This window comes from Brevundimonas sp. DS20 (genome assembly GCF_001310255.1).
In the GTDB taxonomy this organism is placed as follows: Bacteria; Pseudomonadota; Alphaproteobacteria; order Caulobacterales; family Caulobacteraceae; genus Brevundimonas; species Brevundimonas aurantiaca.
In genome coordinates this window covers 2,855,705-2,871,767 of record NZ_CP012897.1, presented here as the reverse complement: position 1 = coordinate 2,871,767, position 16,063 = coordinate 2,855,705, and the positions used below count along the sequence as shown (strand labels likewise).

Genomic DNA, 16,063 nt, shown 5'->3' with positions numbered 1-16,063 from the left:
TCAACTCCGCCGCGATAGGCTGTGCAACTTGGGCGGGGTGAAAATGACCAAAGTCGTTACTCTTTATAACCATAAAGGAGGCGTCTCTAAAACGACGACCACCTTTAACTTGGCTCATTTTCTTGCGGCCAAAGGTTCGAAAGTCTTAGTTATCGATGCGGATCCTCAGTGCAACTGCACTGAGATTATGATGGCGCATCAGCTAGCTGTAGCTGATCAAGAAGAGTTGGAAACCGGAAAATCAGCGGTTCTTCCTGGTAAAACTCTTTTGGAGCTGCTTCAGCCAAGGATTGAGGGCGCGATACCTGCTGTTGAAGTTACCAATGATATCGAGGTAAAAATAACTGATAACCTGTTTCTGATCAGGGGTGACGTCGATCTAAGCAGCATTGAAGACCATTTGTCTGAGGCGCATCAGCAGAGACATTCCTCCAAAACGCATGAAAAGCGGACGTATGGTGCTATAGATGATTTCGTCAGGCGTTTAGCTTCTGTTCGAGGTTATGACTACGTAGTGTTTGATGTTGGGCCAAGTTCAGGCGCTCTTACTCGAGCCTGCTTTCTAGTCTGCGACGGCTTCTTTGTGCCGACGATGCCCGATCGCTTCAACGTTCAAGCGATCGGGACGCTCTCAACGATAATTTCGAGATGGGTTGGGGAGAATGCCCAGGTCATACCCGCCTTTTCACAGCTCGGGCTCCCGGTCCCGAAGGGTGCGCCAGTGTTCTTGGGTGTGATAATTTCGAATTTTAAAATGTATGGCGGCCAGGCAAGGCCATCGTATCGCTACTGGATGGATCAAATCCCCAAGGCCGTCGAAGGGAATCTAGTCCCGGCGCTTAATTCCGTGGCTACCCAAGGATTTGATCTATTGGCGAAGGATAATCCGTCAAACTGGATTATTGCAGAGATTCCCGACTTTCAGGGGTTGGGCCCAATAATGCAAGAAAACGGCAAGGCTATATTTCAGATCGGTCCTGACGATACCAGATCCTTAAATGGCGGAGTGCCATGGTCCGGTAACGTATGGACAGATGCCAAAAGTCGTATCGATAAATTTGCTGAAAAAATGAAGTGTCTCGCAGACCGCATTGATACGGTCCTTTGAATGCAGGTCGATCAGTATTTTGTAGCATTCATAGACATTCTCGGATTTGCAGAGAAAGTGCAGAGAGATTTTTCTAATGCTGAACTGATGGCAGACTCGAATTTAGATTCTATTCGCCAAGCTGTTTTAGCGGCGCGAGCGCTCGGTGATGTCGATGCTAAAATATCGGTCGATCTATTCTCGGACTCTATAGTCGTCTCGACGTTGTTCTCTCGAGAGGCGTTTACGCCGTTTTTAGATGCTTGTACCCGCCTCCAAGCAGATCTCATCAAGATGGGTGTTTTGGTAAGGGGCGGGGTTGCCTATGGTAAGCATTACTCTGAAGATGGTATAGTATATAGCGCTGCGCTTATAGATGCGTACAGATTGGAGTCGAAAGAGGCTGAAGTTCCTCGTATACTAATATCTCCCGATCTTGCCGATATTATGGAGTTGTCGGGTGGCGATAGTCAGTCTGCGCTTCGTGTTGACGAAGACCGCTATCTTTTCCTCAATTTTTCGCGTTTTTTCTCGCAAGACGAATGCCAAATGGTATCGGCCGCATTGGATCGTCAGTTGGAAAACTGTCGCGGACGAGTTGCTCGAAAATTGTCGTGGTTAAAGAGGGCGTTACACGAGGGGCAGGGCCTGCCTGCGTAACTGACTCCGGCATTCGTCATCCTCCGTCACGCCGCTTCGCGTCGCGCCGCCTCCCCATTTCATGGGGAGGAGACAGGCAAGGGCCGTCGCACCGTCTCCTCCCCGCCTGCGGGGAGGGTGACCGCCGCGCCGCTTGCGCGGGGGTGGAGGGGCTCTGGACGCCGCACGATGCGGGATCGCCCCCACGCTCGGCATAGGCGAAAGACCCTCTCCCGCTTGCGGGGGAGACCATCCCCGGCGTCCGCGTAGCGGACCAGGGTCGGAGGGGGAAGTGTCGCCAAAAAGGAAGACTTCCCCCATCGTCAGCCGTCTCGCTGCGCTCGACGAGCTGACACTTCCCCCGCAGGCGGGGGAAGGTCCGTGTCGCCCACGGGGCGCCTCAGGCGTAGTTGAAGCTGATCGAAATCCGGTCGGACTTGGCCTGGTTGGTCGGCACCTCGTGGCGCAGCCAGCTTTCCCACATCAGCACCGTCCCGGCCTGGGGCCGCAGATAGACGAAGGGGCGTTCGGCCTCGGGGGCGTCGTCGGTGACGCCGGGGCGGGCCATCATGAAGGGCAGACGGGGGTCTTCCAGCTTCAGCGACGAGGCGCCGTCGGGCACGTCGATATAGACGGTGCCGGACAGATAGGCGTGGGGGTGGATATGGCTGGTGTGGCCGCCGCCGGGCTTCAATATATTGACCCACAGATTGTCCAGACGCGGCTTCCGGGCCAGGTCGAAATTCAGCGCCTGGGCATAGGCCAGGGCGTGGCGGTCCAGATGGCGCTTCAGCTCTGCGAACTCGGGGAAGCGCTGGGGCAGGTCGTTCAGAGAGGCGTAGGAGGTGTAGCCGCGATAGGCGTTGTCGCGGCACCAGCGGCGGCCGGCGGCGTCTTCTTCGGCCATCATCCGGACCACCTCGATCAGCTGGGCGTTGAAGGCGGGCCAGCCGCGTCCCTCGGCGAGGGAGGCTTCATAGACCTGGGTGACGAAGAGGGGGCGCAGGGACATGGGGCCGGGATAGCCGGTCTGGCGCGGGGCGCAAGGCCTCGCCGTCGCAGCCGGGGAGAAGCGCTGGGCAGGGGCGCACGATCCGGCTAAGACCGGGGCATGTTCAAGTCCGTCCTTGTCGCCAATCGCGGCGAAATCGCCTGTCGCGTCTTCCGCACCGCCCAGCGGATGGGGATTCGCACCATCGCCGTCTATTCCGAGGCCGATGCCGACGCCCTGCATGTGCGGGCGGCGGACGAGGCGGTGCTGATCGGGCCGGCGGCGGCGCGTGAGAGCTATCTGGACGGGGCCAAGGTGCTGGCGGCGGCCAAGGCGACGGGGGCCGAGGCCATCCACCCCGGCTATGGCTTCCTGAGCGAAAACGCCGACTTCGCCGAGGCGGTGGCGGCGGCGGGGCTGATCTGGATCGGGCCGGACCCGGCCTCGATCCGGGCCATGGGGCTGAAGGACGCGGCGAAGGAACTGATGATCCAGGCCGGGGTGCCGGTGACGCCGGGGTATCAGGGGGCGGACCAGTCGCAAGAGACGTTGACGGCCGAGGCGGCGCGGATCGGCTATCCGGTGCTGATCAAGGCCGTGGCGGGCGGCGGCGGCAAGGGGATGAAACGGGTCGATGATCCGGCCGATTTCGCCGCCGGCCTGGCCAGCGCCCGGCGCGAGGCGGCGGCCGCCTTCGGCGACGACCGGGTGCTGATCGAACGCTACATCACCCGGCCGCGCCATATCGAAGTCCAGGTGTTCGGCGACCGCCACGGCGAGGTCGTGCATCTGTATGAGCGGGACTGCTCCCTGCAACGCCGCCACCAGAAGGTGATCGAAGAGGCGCCGGCGCCGGGCATGAGCGAGGCTGTGCGGGCCGCCGTGACAGATGCGGCGATCAAGGCGGCCAAGGCGGTGAACTATGTCGGCGCCGGGACGATCGAATTCATCGCCGACGCCTCGGACGGGCTGAAGGCGGACGGCGTCTGGTTCATGGAGATGAATACCCGGCTTCAGGTCGAGCACCCGGTGACCGAGAGCGTGACCGGCGTCGACCTGGTCGAATGGCAGTTCCGGGTGGCGGCGGGCGAGCCCCTGCCGCTGAAGCAGGATCAGATCCGCCTGAACGGCTGGGCCATGGAGGCGCGCCTCTATGCCGAAGATCCGGCGACCGGCTTCCTGCCGTCGATTGGGCGGCTGGACCATTTCGTCATGCCCGAAGGAATTCGGGTCGACACCGGCGTGGAACAGGGCGGCGAGGTCAGCCAGTTCTACGACCCGATGATCGCCAAGCTGATCGTGCACGAAGACACGCGCGAGGCGGCGGCGGCGCGGTTGGCCGAGGCGGCGGGCGAGGTCGAGGTCTGGCCGGTCAAGACCAATGCGGGCTTTCTGAAACGCTGCCTGGACCATCCGCGCTTCGTGGCGGGGGATGTGGATACGGGGTTTATCGCGGCGGAGGAGGGGGCGTTGCAGCCCGCCGATGCGCCGGAGACGGTTCTGGCCGCCCTGACCCTGGTCGCGGAGGCGGCGACCGAGGTCGAGCCGGTCGGGTCCGACCGGTTCAGCCCCTGGGGCGGACAGCCGGGCCTGTCCTACGGTCTTCGACTGAACACCCCACCCCAAACCACCGTCTGGGCCCGTCTGGACGGCGAGCCCGTCTCAGGCCCGGTCGCCCCGGTCGAAACCGGCTGGCGCGGCGCCGAAGGCCTGACCGCCCAGATCGGCTTTGATCAGGTTCAGGCCGGCGATCGCCTGTTCGGCTATCGGGCGGTCGAGGACGGCTTCATCCTGTTCGTGGAAGGCGAGGCGCGCCGCGTCACGCCGTACCGCGCCGCGACGAGCGCCGCAGCCGGGGCGGTGTCTGACGGCTCCCTTCGCGCTCCCATGCCGGGCAAGGTGGTGGCGGCGCCGGTCAAGGCGGGCGACGCTGTAACCAAGGGTCAGCCGGTCGTGGTGCTGGAGGCGATGAAGATGGAGCACGCCCTGACGGCGCCCTTCGACGGGGTTGTCGAAAGCGTCGCGGCCGTCGGGGATCAGGTGGGGGAGGCGGCGGTTCTGGCGGTGGTCAAGGCGCCGGACTGATCGCGGATCAAAACCCGATCCCGCCCAGGGGGCGGGTCAGGATGGACTCATCCATCTTGGCCATCAGGCCGTAAACGGCTCGCCAGGCGCCGCTGGCGCGCAGGTCCCGGCTCCAGGACTGGTGGGTGGGCTGATCGACCCAGACCTCCGTCACCCACAGGGTTTCCGCGTCGGCCAGGTCGTGGGCGACGATGTAGGAATGGCATCCGTGTTTCTTCACGGCCGGATCGGTCAGCAGAAGCGCCAGTTCGTCGCGGCGGCCGGGATGCGCCGTCAGGCGCGTAATCAATCCGTACATGGTCGTTCCGTTGCGCCGTGAATGAGAAGAAGGCACGGACCGCACCCTAAGGTCCGACCGTAAAGAGAAACTGGCGAAGGCCCTTAAGGGAGATTACGTGGTCGCCATGCCGCTTCACATCATCAAGCTGGGCGTCGGGGTTCCCGACGTCGAATGGCTGGAACGCCGCGCCGCCAAGGGCGGACCTCTGGTGGTTCACACCCGAATGACGCCCAAACGCGCTTCGGAAATCGAGGACGGCGGGTCGCTGTACTGGGTGGTGAAGGGCGTGATCGTCTGTCGCCAGCCGGTTCTGGACATCACGACCCTGGGCGAGGGCAAGCAGAGCCGGTGCGAGATCATGCTGGAGCCTCGGGTGATCCGCACGGCGCCCCTGGCGCGGCGGCCCTTCCAGGGCTGGCGCTATTTCGAGCCCAAGGACGTCCCGCCTGATCTGGATACGCTGGACGCCGGCGAGGCGCCGGAGGAGCTGGTCCGTCAACTGCGTGAACTGGGCGCCTGGTAGCCAAGACCCCAGAGTTTTTGGGAGTTGACCCCGACGATCCCGCATGGCCTGTGCCGCGTCCGATGATCGCGCTCAGCCCCCAGACCCGCACCGCCTTCCACGACCTGCTGCACCTGGCCTGGCCGGTGATCCTGGCGCGGATCGGCATCATGACCATGGGTCTGACCGACGCCATTGTCGTCGGCAATTTCTCAAGCCGCGAACTGGCCTTCCACTCTCTGGCCTGGGCGCCGACGTCCATCGTGGTGACGACGGCGGTCGGTCTGATGCTGGGCGTTCAGGTGATGACCGCGCGGATGCTGGGCGAGGGACGGCGGCACTCGGTCGGCTCGGTGCTGCGCCGGGGCATGACCTATTCGTTGCAGATCGGCGTGGTCTCCATGATCGCCCTGATCGCGATCGGTCCGTGGGGGCTCGGCAAGATGGGCCTGGAAGACGGTCTGGCCGAGGGGGCGAGCCCCGCCCTGATCGTCTTCGCCCTGTCCATGCCCTTTTATCTGATCTCGGTGACGGGCCAATTCTTCCTGGAAGCCCTGGGGCGGCCCAAGCCCGGCATGGTCGCCATGTGGGTCGCCAATGGGGTCAATCTGACGCTGAACCTGCTGTTGGTGCCGGATCTTTTGGGGATCGGCTTCAACGGCGCCTTCGCCTCGGCCTGGGCGACCTTCGGGGCGCGGGCGGCCCTGGCGCTCTTTCTGGTGGTTTATATTCTGCGCCTGCCCGAGGCGCGCGCCCTGGGTGTATTCGACAAGCCCGAACGCGATCCCCAGGCTGCGCGGGAACAGGTCAAGGTCGGCCTGGGCGCCGGCGCCTCCTATTTTATCGAGGTCGGAGCCTTTTCCGGTTTCACCTTCTTCGCCGGCCAGATCGGCGCGGCCGAGACGGCGGCCTGGGCCGTGGTGCTGAACGTGTCGGCCATTGTCTTCATGCTGCCCATGGGGCTGTCCTCGGCGACGGCGGTGCTGGTGGGCCGCAGCTATGGCGCCGGCGATGGCCGAGGGGTGTTGCGGGCCGGTCTGGTCGGCCTGGGCGTCGTCACGGCCCTGACCTTCGTCGTCGCCCTGGCGGTCTGGCCCAGCGCCCATCTGATCGTCGGCGCCTATAACCGCGACCCGGCGCTCTTGGCCATCGCCGCCCCGGCCCTGGTGCTGGCGACCCTGTTCTTCGTGGCGGACGGCATCCAGGTGGTGGCCGCCCAGGCGAACCGCGCGGCGGGCGACGTCTGGTGGCCGACCATCCTGCATTTCACCGCCTATGGGGCTGTGATGATGCCGCTGGGCTGGGTCTTGGCGCACCAAATGGGCGTGAACGGTTTGGTGTGGGCGGTGGTCATCGCCAGCCTGGCTTCCTCGACCCTGTTGACGGGGCGATTCATCCGTATTGCGCGCCGACTGCCGCAAGGCGTTTGAGGAAACGACGTCGCCGCTCTATATCCCTGCGCTTCCCCGAACTCCTGGACGATCATGGCCCGCATCCTCATCACCTCGGCGCTGCCCTACATCAACGGCATCAAGCACCTGGGGAATCTGGCGGGCTCCATGTTGCCGGCCGACGTCTGGGCGCGGTTCAAGCGGGCTCAAGGCCATGAGGTCCTCTATATCTGCGCCACCGACGAGCACGGCACCCCGGCCGAGCTGGCCGCCGCCGCCGCCGGCCAGGACGTGCGCACCTATTGCGACGAGCAGCACGAAATTCAGAAGGCGGCGGGTCAGGCCTTCGGCCTCAGCTACGACTGGTTCGGCCGGTCCTCGAACCCGCAGAACCATCGGTTGACCCAGCATTTCGCGGAGGCGCTGGAGAAGAACGGCCTGATCGAGGAGCGGGTGGATCGGATGATCTATTCGATCGACGACGCCCGTTTCCTGCCCGACCGCTATGTCGAGGGCACCTGCCCCCACTGCGGCCATGTCGGCGCGCGCGGCGACCAGTGCGACAACTGCGGCCGGCTGCTGGACCCGACCGACCTGATCGACCCCTATTCGTCGGTGTCGGGCTCTCGGAATCTGGAGGTGCGCGACACCCGCCACCTTTATCTGCTTCAGACCAAAATCGAGCCCCAGATCCGCGCCTGGGTCGACGGCAAGACCGGCTGGCAGACGCTGGCCAAGTCCATCGCCTACAAGCATCTGGACGAGGGGCTGATCGACCGGGGCATCACCCGCGACCTGGCCTGGGGCGTGCCGGTGACCAAGGACGGCTTTCCCCGCCCGGGCATGGAGGACAAGGTCTTCTACGTCTGGTTCGACGCCCCCATCGAATATATCGCCGCGACCGAGGAGTGGGCCGAGGCCGCGGGCCGGACTTGGCGCGACTGGTGGCGTCTGGACGAGGGGGCCGAGGACGTCCGCTATGTCCAGTTCATGGGCAAGGACAACGTCGCCTTCCACACCGTCAGCTTCCCGGCGACCATCATCGGCTCGGGCGAGCCGTGGAAGACGGTGGACCAGCTGAAGGCCTTCAACTGGCTGAACTGGTACGGCGGCAAGTTCTCGACCAGCCAGAAGCGCGGCGTCTTCATGGACCAGGCGCTGGAGCTGCTGCCGGCCGACTACTGGCGCTGGCGCCTGACGGCCTATGGGCCGGAACACGCGGATTCGGCCTTCACCTGGGAGGATTTCCAGGCCTCGACCAACAAGGATCTGGCTGACGTTCTGGGCAACTTCGTCAACCGGATCGTCAAGTTCGCCGAGTCCAAGTTCGACGGCGTCGTGCCGGAGGGCGGGGAACCCGGTCCGGTCGAGATCCAGCTGGAGGCCGACATTCGGGCCGCCGTGGCCGAGGCGACCGAACAGTTCGAGGCGATGGAGTTCCGCAAGGCCGCCGTCGCCATCCGCGCCGCCTGGGTGCTGGGCAACGAATATCTGCAGGTCGCCGCCCCCTGGACCGCCCTGAAGACCGACCGCGACCGGGCGGCGGTGGGCGTGCGCACCGGCCTGAACCTGGTGGCCCTGTTCGCCCGTTTGGCGGCGCCGATCCTGCCCTTCTCGGCTGAGAAGATCGCCGCCTCGGTCGGTTCGACCGATCTCAGCTGGCCCGCAGCGGACGAGGACTTGCTGAACCGTCTGCCGGTCGGCGGCAAGGTCGAGGCTCAGGGCGTGCTGTTCGCCAAGATCGAAGACGCCCAGGTCGCGGAATGGTCCGAACGCTTCGGCGGGGCGGAGTAGGGCGACCGCCTCAGTCCGCCTGCAGGCTCCCGCAGAAATGGGCGTGCAGCACGTCCATGACCTGAACCGCCGCCGGATGGACGATGAAATAGGTCAGGGTGCGGTGGTCGCGGCGAACGTCGATCACCCCCTCGTCCTTCAGCTTGGCCAGATGCTGGGACATGGATGTAGGGGCCATGCCGGTCTCGGCGATCAGGGTGGAGACGTTGCGCTCTCCATGGGCCAGGGCGCACAGGATCAGCAGCCGGTGCGGACTGGCCAGCCCCTTCAGAAACGCCGCCGCCTGATCCGCTCGGGCCGGAAGGCCGTCGAAGACAGCGGTCATCGGTAGGTCTTTACATTTCATATTTCGATCATATCATAAATATCGAAATTGAAAAGGAGGCCGCCATGGCCAAGGACTATACGGCGCTGACACGCGACATCTCGGCCTATATCGGTGAACTGCGCCGGGCGCAGCCGGGGCCGATGCAGGCCTTTTCGGAACTGGCCAAGACGGCGACCGCCGACGGCGCCCTGGACAAGAAGACCAAAGAGCTGATCGCCCTGGCGATCGGCGTGTCCCAGCGGTGCGACGGCTGTATCGGCTTTCATGCCAAGGCGCTGAAGGATTTGGGCGCGACGCGCGACGAGATCGCCGAAGTCATGGCCATGACGGTCTATATGGGCGGCGGCCCGGCCCTGATGTACGCCGCCGACGCCCTGCGCGCCTACGACCAGTTCGCCGAGGCCGACTAACCCTCGATGATCGGCAGACCGGCGGCGTACCAGGCCTGGATCCCACCGGTCAGGTTGAACAGCGGCTGACCCTCCGGCCCGGTCGGGCCGATGAAGGCGCAGACCTGATGGCTGCGACCGCCCTTCAGGCACATGACCACGATCTTGCGGTCGGCCGGAAGGTCCAGCGCCTGCCAGGCTGCGGGCATGGCGCTGAGCGGGGCCAGGATGGCGCCGTCGATGCGGGCGGCGGCGAACTCGTCCGCCTCGCGCACGTCGATCAGCACGGCTTCGCCCGCTTGCAGCCAGGCGGCGGCGGTTTCGACATCGACCGTCGCGACCGTCATGCGGCGGGCGCAGTCGGGGCGGCGGGCGCAGGGGCGGAACTGTCCTCGGTCCGCTTTTGGCCCATGTGTTTGGCCGCTTCCTCGGGACTTATCTCGATGAAGGCCGGCGCCGAGGCGTTGAACTCATCCATATGGCCGGTGCGGACCACCACCTGACGCGCGCCGTCCCAGATCATATGCAGGGCGACGTACAGAACCACGACCAGACCGACATAGCCGATCCAGCGGAAGCGGTGCAGCAGACGGGCGATATAGGTCGCCGCCACACCCATCAGGGCGATGGATAGGATCAGGCCGAAGACCATGATCCAAGGGTGTTCGTGGGCGGCGCCGGCGACGGCCAGCACATTGTCCAGCGACATGGTGATGTCGGCGATCATGATCTGGAGCAGGGCGGCGCCGAAGGACTTGCGCTTGACGCCCAGCTCTTCGGGCGAGGGGCCGGTGCCGTGCTCGATGCTCAGGGCGAGCTCCAGCTCCTTTTCCGCCTCGGCCTGATCGTGGGTGCGCTGCTCCTGCAGTTCTCGCCACATCTTCCAACAGACCCAAAGCAGCAGAAGACCGCCCGCCAGCAGCAGCCCGACCAGGGCCAGCAGCTGCACGGTGATCAGGGCGAAGCCGATGCGCATGACCACGGCGGCGGCCAGGCCGATCAGAATGGCCTTCTTGCGCTGTTCCTGGGGCAGGGCGGCGGCGGCCAGGCCGACGGCGACGGCGTTGTCGCCGGCCAGGACCAGATCCATCAGCAGAACCTGGCCCAGCGCGGTCGCTTGGCTGGCGAGTTCGGGAGAAGAGAGGAATTCCATGGCCGCTCCTTAACCTCGCCCGCGCCGTCTGTCAGCCGCGTTGCGCGCGCGCAGCCTCATAAAGCGCCACGGCCGCCGCATTGGAGACGTTCAGGCTCTCGAATCCGCCCGGCATGGGGATCTTGGCCAGGACGTCGCAATGTTCGGCCACCAGCCGACGGATGCCGTCGCCTTCGGAACCCATGACCAGGACCGTCGGCTGGGCGTCCAGCGCCTCTTCCAGCGTCTGCTCGGCCGAACCGTCCAGGCCGACCGCGCGCCAGCCCAGATCCGCCAGTCTTTCCAGGGCGCGCGACAGATTGGTCACTCGCGCATGGGGCAGGCGTTCGGTGGCGCCGACCGCCGCCTTGGCCAGGGCGCCGGCCAGGGCGGGCGCATGGCGATCCTGAACGACGATCCCCCGAGCCCCAAAAGCCAGGGCCGAGCGGAAGATGGCGCCGACGTTCTGCGGATCGGTCAACTGGTCCAGCATGACGATGACCCCCTGGGCCGGATCGGCCAGATCGTCCAGCGACACCCCTTCCAGCGGCTGGACCTTGAAGGCCAGGCCCTGATGGACGGCGCCGGGCGGCAGCATGCGGGTCAGGATCTGGCCCTCGACCACTTCGATCTTGTGGCCGTGCGCCAATCGGCCCTCCTCGATTTCGGCGGCGCGCTCGGGCGTGGCCAGCAACCGGCCCATGCCGCGCCGCGCCGGATTCGCCAGGGCGGCGAGGACGGGGTGACGGCCCCACAGAAAATTATCGGCGTCCGCCTTGCCGCGATCGGGCGAACGCGGGGTTCGGCTCGCATCCTCTCGGCCGGAAAAGCCTTTTGCGACAGGCTTTTGGCCCCTTTCCCGCGGGCCGGAAGATGGGTTTGCTGGGATTGGCTTTTTACCGCTTCTACGGTCGTTGCGTTCTGATTTCGACGACACTATAAGACGCCCTCCGATTTGGAGCCCCAAGGGCTTTCGGGTCTGGGCGCCCCCTCTATCGCAGAGGAGGCGACATGCCGAAGGCTTTTGTTTCGTCCCGCTTGATTATGGGCGGAACGAGGGGTCCGGCGGTTCGACAAGGCGCGTTGGGGGAATGTCCCGAGCGGCAAAGGGGGGGGACTGTAAATCCCCTGCGTAAGCTTCGAAGGTTCGAGTCCTTCTTCCCCCACCACGCGCCTTCGAACACGACGGATCAGGACGACGGAGAGGAATCGGCTGCGGCGTTCCCCGGAACTTCCGCAGTCTCCGCGCGGGTATAGCACAATGGTAGTGCAGCAGCCTTCCAAGCTGAGGATGTCGGTTCGATCCCGTCTACCCGCTCCAGGTTTTTAGATCAGCATCGCGCCCCTCAACCCGGGCCATCAGGAGTTTGGCCATGGCCAAGGAAAAGTTCGAACGCACGAAGCCGCACTGCAACATCGGCACGATCGGTCACGTTGACCACGGCAAGACGACGCTGACGGCGGCGATCACGATGACGCTGGCGAAGGCCGGCGGCGCCAAGGCGATGAACTACGCCGACATCGACGCTGCGCCGGAAGAGAAGGCGCGCGGCATCACGATCAACACGGCGCACGTGGAATATGAGACGGCGAACCGTCACTATGCGCACGTCGACTGCCCCGGCCACGCCGACTATGTGAAGAACATGATCACCGGCGCGGCGCAGATGGACGGCGCGATCCTGGTGGTTTCGGCCGCTGACGGTCCGATGCCGCAGACGCGCGAGCACATCCTGCTGGCCCGTCAGGTCGGCGTGCCGGCCCTGGTGGTCTTCATGAACAAGGTCGACCTGGTCGACGACGAAGAGCTGCTGGAGCTGGTCGAGATGGAGGTGCGCGAGCTCTTGAGCTCGTACCAGTTCCCGGGCGACGAGATCCCGATCACCAAGGGGTCGGCCAAGGCCGCGACCGACGGCGTGAACCCGGAGATCGGCGAGCAGCGCATCCTGGCCCTGATGGAAACCGTCGACAGCTACATCCCGCAGCCGGAACGTCCGGTGGACCTGCCGTTCCTGATGCCGGTGGAAGACGTCTTCTCGATCTCGGGCCGCGGCACCGTGGTGACCGGTCGCGTCGAGAAGGGCATCATCAAGGTCGGTGAAGAAGTCGAGATCGTCGGCATCCGTCCGGTCCAGAAGACGACCTGCACGGGCGTGGAAATGTTCCGCAAGCTGCTGGATCAGGGTCAAGCCGGTGACAACGTCGGCGTTCTGCTGCGCGGCACCAAGCGTGAAGACGTCGAGCGCGGTCAGGTTCTGTGCAAGCCGGGTTCGATCACCCCGCACACCAAGTTCCTGGCCGAGGCCTACATCCTGACCAAGGAAGAGGGCGGCCGTCACACCCCGTTCTTCACCAACTATCGTCCGCAGTTCTACTTCCGCACGACCGACGTGACCGGCATCGTGAAGCTGAAGGAAGGCGTCGAGATGATCATGCCCGGCGACAACGCCGAGCTGAACGTCGAACTGATCACCCCGATCGCCATGGACCAGGGCCTGCGCTTCGCCATCCGTGAAGGCGGCCGCACCGTCGGCGCCGGCGTCGTGGCCAAGATCGTCGAGTAATCGACGGTCCAAACGACCCGAAGACCTCAGCGGCCCCCGGAGAAATCCGGGGGCCGTTTGCTTTGGGGGCGTCGGGGGTTAGCGTGAGTTCAGGCTGAAGACGGACGGCACGTCACAGCGCCAGGTCTTCAATCGCAAGGTGATGGCGGCGGCTTCTATTTGGGAGATCACGCCCAGGCCGAAGGCGGCCCACAGCAGGGCGGTGGGTTGACCCGTCACGAAAAGTTGGGCGAACAGGGCCCAGAGCGCGAGGCAGAATACCTTGGACATCCAGTGATGGGGCGAGGCTTCGCGTCTGAACTTCGCGATGCTCAAGGCGTGATTGGCGGTTTCAAGGGCGACCAGCGCCAGGGCGGGGGGGAGCAAGGTCGCCACCAGCGCAGGGTGCATCAGAAGCAGGGCGATCGCAGCGCCAAGCCAGAAGACGACATCGGCGCGGCTGTCCCAATGTCTCAAGTTCGGCGTGACGCAATCGAGACGGCGCGCGATCACGCCGTCTAAGATATCGGACAGGACGGCGAGCGAGAGCAGGACTGCGGCCGTAATGGCTGCCGACGGGCCGATAAGCGCCAGGCCAAGCAGGGCTGGGGCCGCCACCAGCCGAAAGATCACCAGAGCCCAGGGCAGCCGCCGCATTGTGCTTGGCCTTATCGCTTCGCCGCCTCGATCATGCGGGCGATTTCGGCCGGGTCGATGCTGGCGGCGGCCATGCCGTTGACGAAGAAGGTCGGGGTGCCTTGAAGCTTCAGGGCGGCGGCCGTGGTGTGGATGTCGGCGATGTGGCGGGTGGTGTCGGGTGCGGCCAGGGTCGCCTTGGCGCGGGCCAGATCGACGCCGTGTTCGACCAGGATGCGGTCGATGGTCTCTGGCGTCAGAGCCCTTTCGGTCATCAGGGCGTCATAGACCTCGAGATACTTGCCCTGCTGATGGGCGGCCAGGGCGGCGCGGGCGGCGTATTGCGAGGTGATGTCCTCGCCCCGATCCAGGATGGGCCAGTCCTTGAAGACGAAACGGACGTCCGGGTGGGCCGCCATCAGGGCGCGGTACTGGGGCGCCACCGCCTTGCAGCCGGGGCAGCGGAAGTCGAAGAATTCGATCACCGTCACCTTGGCGTCGGCGGGACCGAAGGCGGGGTCGCGGCGGTCGGGGGCCAACAGGGCGGCGTTGGCGGCGGCGGCCTGGTTGGTTTCATCGACCCGGGCCTGTCCCTCCTTGGCCTGCAAGGCGAGGCTGGCTTCCTGCAGGACTTCGGGATGTTCCAGGAGATAGGCGCGGACGTCGCTGGACCCGCCTCCGAGATAGGGCGCGGCGGCCAGGCCCAGGGCGACCACCGACACCCCCAGGGCGACATAGCCGGCGACCGCCCCGTTCATCCGGCGGGCCGGGGCGGGCGGAGCGGCGGGTGTCTCGGGCGCGGGGGCGTCGTGGGTCATGAGGTCTCGCAACAGGCGGAGAGGGGGATCAGTTCAGGGTGGCGGGGCGACGGCCGGCTTCGCGGCGATCGAGGTCCAAAAGATCATCGGGCGTCGCGCCGGACGCCAGGACGATATCGACCGCCCGGCGCCATTCGATGGAGTTCGGGTCCAGCATGCTGCGGGCGCGCAGGGCGAACTGGGTGGCCTGCTGTTCCTGGCCGGCGGCGAAATAGTATTCCGCGGTCGCCAGCCGGGCCTCGCCCTCCTTGCCCTGGGCGGCGTAGGCCTGTCCCAGCAAACGCCAGGCCATGGTGTTCTCGCGCTCGGCGACCGTGGCGTGTTTTAGCTGGTCGATGGCCTCGTCGAGGTTCTTGGGGTCCTCGGTGCCGATCAGGGCGTGGGCCAGGTTGATCCGCAGCAGGGGGGCGTCGGGCTTCAACCGCACCGCCTCGCGGTGGGCGGCTACGGCCTCGGCCGGGCGGCCCTCTTCGAAATAGATCTGGCCCTTCAGTTCAGCGAAATAGGGGTTCTGAGGGTCTTCGGCGATCAGGGCGTCCACAGCCGTCAGCGCCTTGTCGGTCTGGCCGTCCCGATACCAGGCGATGGCGCGGGCGTAGCGGCCGGGCAGGCTGACATCGGAAGACGGATAGGCCCGCAGGGTGGTGTTGGGCGGGTCCATGAAGGCGTGGATCTTAGCCAGGATCAGGGCGTGCTGGGCCATCCGCTCGGGACTGTCGCGATGGTCGTAATGGGGCTGGTCCTGCACGAAACGACGGAGGGATTCGATCCGCTGCGACGACAGGGGGTGGCTGCGGAAATAGGGATAGCGGCGGGCGTCGGAGAAGACCTCCTGGGCGCGGAAATTCTCGAAGAAGGACACCAGGCCCGCGCCGGATTCACCGGCCGCCTCCAGGGCGCGTGCGCCGGTCAGATCGGCCTCGCCCTCCTGGCTCTGCATATATTGCAGGGCACCGATCGTGCCGAAATACTGGCTGGAGCCCAAGAGGGCGACGCCCGCGTCCGGCGCGCCTGCGGCGATGGCCAGGGCGCCCAGGGCCATGGTCATGAACATCGGCTGTTTGGCCGCGTTTTGGGCCCCGTCGCGCTGGGTGTGGCGGTTCTTGATATGGCCCGCCTCGTGCGCCATCACGCCCAACAGCTCATTGGGGTTCTTGGTCCGCAGGATCAGGCCGGTGTTCACGCCCATGATCCGCCCGCGCGTGGCGAAGGCGTTCAGCTCATTGTCATTGACCAGAAGAACCTCGACGTCAGACGGGTTCAGACCCATGGAGACGAAGACCGGATCGACCCATTCGCGGATGATCCCCTCGATCTCGGTGTCGCGGATCAGGCTCTGGGCCGAGGCCTGACCGGCGGCGACGAGGGCTGCAAAGGCCACCGCCGCCGCCGTCAGAAAGCGGGATGCGGATCGGGGAAGCCACGTCATGGCGTACTCCAAAAACGAC

At 65.2% G+C, this 16,063-nt stretch carries 17 protein-coding genes and 2 tRNA genes; 10 read left to right on the top strand and 9 right to left on the bottom strand.

The window, feature by feature from the left end; genetic code table 11:
* Positions 1 to 43: 43 nt before the first annotated feature.
* Together JL11_RS17290 and JL11_RS17575 are read left to right on the top strand one after the other, a co-directional pair.
* Positions 44 to 1,108, top strand: a complete 1,065-nt coding sequence (locus tag JL11_RS17290; RefSeq protein WP_082382721.1) for a ParA family protein — start codon at positions 44 to 46, stop codon at positions 1,106 to 1,108.
* Entirely contained in the window at positions 1,109 to 1,747 is a 639-nt protein-coding gene (locus JL11_RS17575; RefSeq protein WP_156314203.1) for a hypothetical protein, read from the top strand.
* Positions 1,748 to 2,126: 379 nt separating this feature from the next.
* Here JL11_RS17575 and JL11_RS14060 read toward each other — a convergent pair whose 3' ends face one another.
* Positions 2,127 to 2,738: a TIGR02466 family protein gene (locus tag JL11_RS14060; RefSeq protein WP_054766197.1), complete on the bottom strand. Its 612-nt coding sequence runs from the start codon at positions 2,736 to 2,738 to the stop codon at positions 2,127 to 2,129.
* Positions 2,739 to 2,837: 99 nt separating this feature from the next.
* Here JL11_RS14060 and JL11_RS14055 point away from each other — a divergent pair, with 99 nt between their 5' ends.
* Positions 2,838 to 4,802 (top strand): acetyl/propionyl/methylcrotonyl-CoA carboxylase subunit alpha, encoded by a 1,965-nt coding sequence (locus tag JL11_RS14055; protein WP_054766196.1) that lies wholly within the window; start codon positions 2,838 to 2,840, stop codon positions 4,800 to 4,802.
* 7 nt (positions 4,803 to 4,809) lie between these two features.
* On the opposite strand, the gene JL11_RS14050 is transcribed toward JL11_RS14055, so the two are convergent.
* Complete coding sequence (locus JL11_RS14050) at positions 4,810 to 5,100, bottom strand: antibiotic biosynthesis monooxygenase family protein (RefSeq protein ID WP_054766195.1); 291 nt, start codon at positions 5,098 to 5,100, stop codon at positions 4,810 to 4,812.
* A gap of 106 nt (positions 5,101 to 5,206) precedes the next feature.
* On the opposite strand from JL11_RS14050, the gene JL11_RS14045 reads away from it, so the two are divergent.
* From JL11_RS14045 to metG, 3 genes are all read left to right on the top strand, one after another.
* Positions 5,207 to 5,605: a DUF1489 family protein gene (locus JL11_RS14045; RefSeq protein ID WP_054766997.1), complete on the top strand. Its 399-nt coding sequence runs from the start codon at positions 5,207 to 5,209 to the stop codon at positions 5,603 to 5,605.
* 62 nt (positions 5,606 to 5,667) lie between these two features.
* Complete coding sequence (locus tag JL11_RS14040) at positions 5,668 to 7,014, top strand: MATE family efflux transporter (protein WP_054766194.1); 1,347 nt, start codon at positions 5,668 to 5,670, stop codon at positions 7,012 to 7,014.
* A 54-nt stretch (positions 7,015 to 7,068) separates the two neighbouring features.
* The gene (metG, locus tag JL11_RS14035; RefSeq protein ID WP_054766193.1) at positions 7,069 to 8,769 is read left to right on the top strand and encodes a methionine--tRNA ligase; all 1,701 of its coding nucleotides are present in this window, start codon (positions 7,069 to 7,071) and stop codon (positions 8,767 to 8,769) included.
* Positions 8,770 to 8,779: 10 nt separating this feature from the next.
* On the opposite strand, the gene JL11_RS14030 is transcribed toward metG, so the two are convergent.
* Positions 8,780 to 9,094, bottom strand: coding sequence for an ArsR/SmtB family transcription factor (locus JL11_RS14030; RefSeq protein WP_054766192.1), 315 nt, complete (start codon positions 9,092 to 9,094; stop codon positions 8,780 to 8,782).
* Positions 9,095 to 9,159: 65 nt separating this feature from the next.
* Between JL11_RS14030 and JL11_RS14025 the strand changes: the two genes are divergently transcribed.
* Positions 9,160 to 9,507: a carboxymuconolactone decarboxylase family protein gene (locus JL11_RS14025; RefSeq protein ID WP_054766191.1), complete on the top strand. Its 348-nt coding sequence runs from the start codon at positions 9,160 to 9,162 to the stop codon at positions 9,505 to 9,507.
* Here JL11_RS14025 and JL11_RS14020 read toward each other — a convergent pair.
* Genes JL11_RS14020 through rlmB form a run of 3 tightly spaced genes read right to left on the bottom strand, consistent with a single transcriptional unit; the run spans position 9,504 to position 11,555 of the window.
* Complete coding sequence (locus tag JL11_RS14020; RefSeq protein ID WP_054766190.1) at positions 9,504 to 9,833, bottom strand: rhodanese-like domain-containing protein; 330 nt, start codon at positions 9,831 to 9,833, stop codon at positions 9,504 to 9,506. The genes JL11_RS14025 and JL11_RS14020 overlap by 4 nt on opposite strands.
* Entirely contained in the window at positions 9,830 to 10,639 is an 810-nt protein-coding gene (locus tag JL11_RS14015) for a YjbE family putative metal transport protein (protein WP_054766189.1), read from the bottom strand. Before JL11_RS14015 ends, JL11_RS14020 begins: the two co-directional genes overlap by 4 nt.
* A 31-nt stretch (positions 10,640 to 10,670) precedes the next feature.
* Positions 10,671 to 11,555, bottom strand: a complete 885-nt coding sequence (rlmB, locus tag JL11_RS14010; protein ID WP_082382719.1) for a 23S rRNA (guanosine(2251)-2'-O)-methyltransferase RlmB — start codon at positions 11,553 to 11,555, stop codon at positions 10,671 to 10,673.
* A gap of 148 nt (positions 11,556 to 11,703) precedes the next feature.
* On the opposite strand from rlmB, the gene JL11_RS14005 reads away from it, so the two are divergent.
* The 3 genes from JL11_RS14005 to tuf all read left to right on the top strand — a co-directional run bounded on the left by JL11_RS14005 (position 11,704) and on the right by tuf (position 13,182).
* A tRNA-Tyr gene (locus JL11_RS14005) sits at positions 11,704 to 11,787 on the top strand.
* A 78-nt stretch (positions 11,788 to 11,865) separates the two neighbouring features.
* Positions 11,866 to 11,939, top strand: a tRNA-Gly gene (locus JL11_RS14000).
* A 52-nt stretch (positions 11,940 to 11,991) separates the two neighbouring features.
* The gene (gene tuf / locus JL11_RS13995) at positions 11,992 to 13,182 is read left to right on the top strand and encodes an elongation factor Tu (protein WP_054765980.1); all 1,191 of its coding nucleotides are present in this window, start codon (positions 11,992 to 11,994) and stop codon (positions 13,180 to 13,182) included.
* Positions 13,183 to 13,260: 78 nt separating this feature from the next.
* Here tuf and JL11_RS13990 read toward each other — a convergent pair whose 3' ends face one another.
* From JL11_RS13990 to JL11_RS13980, 3 genes are read right to left on the bottom strand one after another with little or no spacing between them, the layout of a single operon-like run.
* Positions 13,261 to 13,818 carry a CDP-alcohol phosphatidyltransferase family protein gene (locus JL11_RS13990; RefSeq protein WP_054766187.1) on the bottom strand — a complete coding sequence of 186 codons (558 nt, stop codon included), beginning with the start codon at positions 13,816 to 13,818 and terminating at the stop codon, positions 13,261 to 13,263.
* Between the two features lie 11 nt (positions 13,819 to 13,829).
* Positions 13,830 to 14,615 (bottom strand): DsbA family protein, encoded by a 786-nt coding sequence (locus JL11_RS13985; RefSeq protein WP_054766186.1) that lies wholly within the window; start codon positions 14,613 to 14,615, stop codon positions 13,830 to 13,832.
* 28 nt (positions 14,616 to 14,643) lie between these two features.
* Positions 14,644 to 16,044, bottom strand: a complete 1,401-nt coding sequence (locus JL11_RS13980; RefSeq protein ID WP_054766185.1) for a M48 family metalloprotease — start codon at positions 16,042 to 16,044, stop codon at positions 14,644 to 14,646.
* Positions 16,045 to 16,063: the final 19 nt, after the last annotated feature.

What these genes read in the sequence shown, in the direction of transcription:
- JL11_RS14055 (WP_054766196.1), top strand. Translation starts at nt 2,838, where the DNA reads ATGTTCAAGTCCGTCCTTGTCGCCAATCGCGGCGAAATCGCCTGTCGC.
- JL11_RS13980 (WP_054766185.1), bottom strand. Translation starts at nt 16,044, where the DNA reads ATGACGTGGCTTCCCCGATCCGCATCCCGCTTTCTGACGGCGGCGGCG.
- metG (WP_054766193.1), top strand. Translation starts at nt 7,069, where the DNA reads ATGGCCCGCATCCTCATCACCTCGGCGCTGCCCTACATCAACGGCATC.
- JL11_RS13985 (WP_054766186.1), bottom strand. Translation starts at nt 14,615, where the DNA reads ATGACCCACGACGCCCCCGCGCCCGAGACACCCGCCGCTCCGCCCGCC.
- JL11_RS14060 (WP_054766197.1), bottom strand. Translation starts at nt 2,738, where the DNA reads ATGTCCCTGCGCCCCCTCTTCGTCACCCAGGTCTATGAAGCCTCCCTC.
- JL11_RS14050 (WP_054766195.1), bottom strand. Translation starts at nt 5,100, where the DNA reads ATGTACGGATTGATTACGCGCCTGACGGCGCATCCCGGCCGCCGCGAC.
- JL11_RS17290 (WP_082382721.1), top strand. Translation starts at nt 44, where the DNA reads ATGACCAAAGTCGTTACTCTTTATAACCATAAAGGAGGCGTCTCTAAA.
- JL11_RS14025 (WP_054766191.1), top strand. Translation starts at nt 9,160, where the DNA reads ATGGCCAAGGACTATACGGCGCTGACACGCGACATCTCGGCCTATATC.
- JL11_RS14045 (WP_054766997.1), top strand. Translation starts at nt 5,207, where the DNA reads ATGCCGCTTCACATCATCAAGCTGGGCGTCGGGGTTCCCGACGTCGAA.
- JL11_RS14040 (WP_054766194.1), top strand. Translation starts at nt 5,668, where the DNA reads ATGATCGCGCTCAGCCCCCAGACCCGCACCGCCTTCCACGACCTGCTG.
- JL11_RS14020 (WP_054766190.1), bottom strand. Translation starts at nt 9,833, where the DNA reads ATGACGGTCGCGACGGTCGATGTCGAAACCGCCGCCGCCTGGCTGCAA.
- JL11_RS17575 (WP_156314203.1), top strand. Translation starts at nt 1,109, where the DNA reads ATGCAGGTCGATCAGTATTTTGTAGCATTCATAGACATTCTCGGATTT.
- tuf (WP_054765980.1), top strand. Translation starts at nt 11,992, where the DNA reads ATGGCCAAGGAAAAGTTCGAACGCACGAAGCCGCACTGCAACATCGGC.
- JL11_RS13990 (WP_054766187.1), bottom strand. Translation starts at nt 13,818, where the DNA reads ATGCGGCGGCTGCCCTGGGCTCTGGTGATCTTTCGGCTGGTGGCGGCC.
- JL11_RS14030 (WP_054766192.1), bottom strand. Translation starts at nt 9,094, where the DNA reads ATGACCGCTGTCTTCGACGGCCTTCCGGCCCGAGCGGATCAGGCGGCG.
- JL11_RS14015 (WP_054766189.1), bottom strand. Translation starts at nt 10,639, where the DNA reads ATGGAATTCCTCTCTTCTCCCGAACTCGCCAGCCAAGCGACCGCGCTG.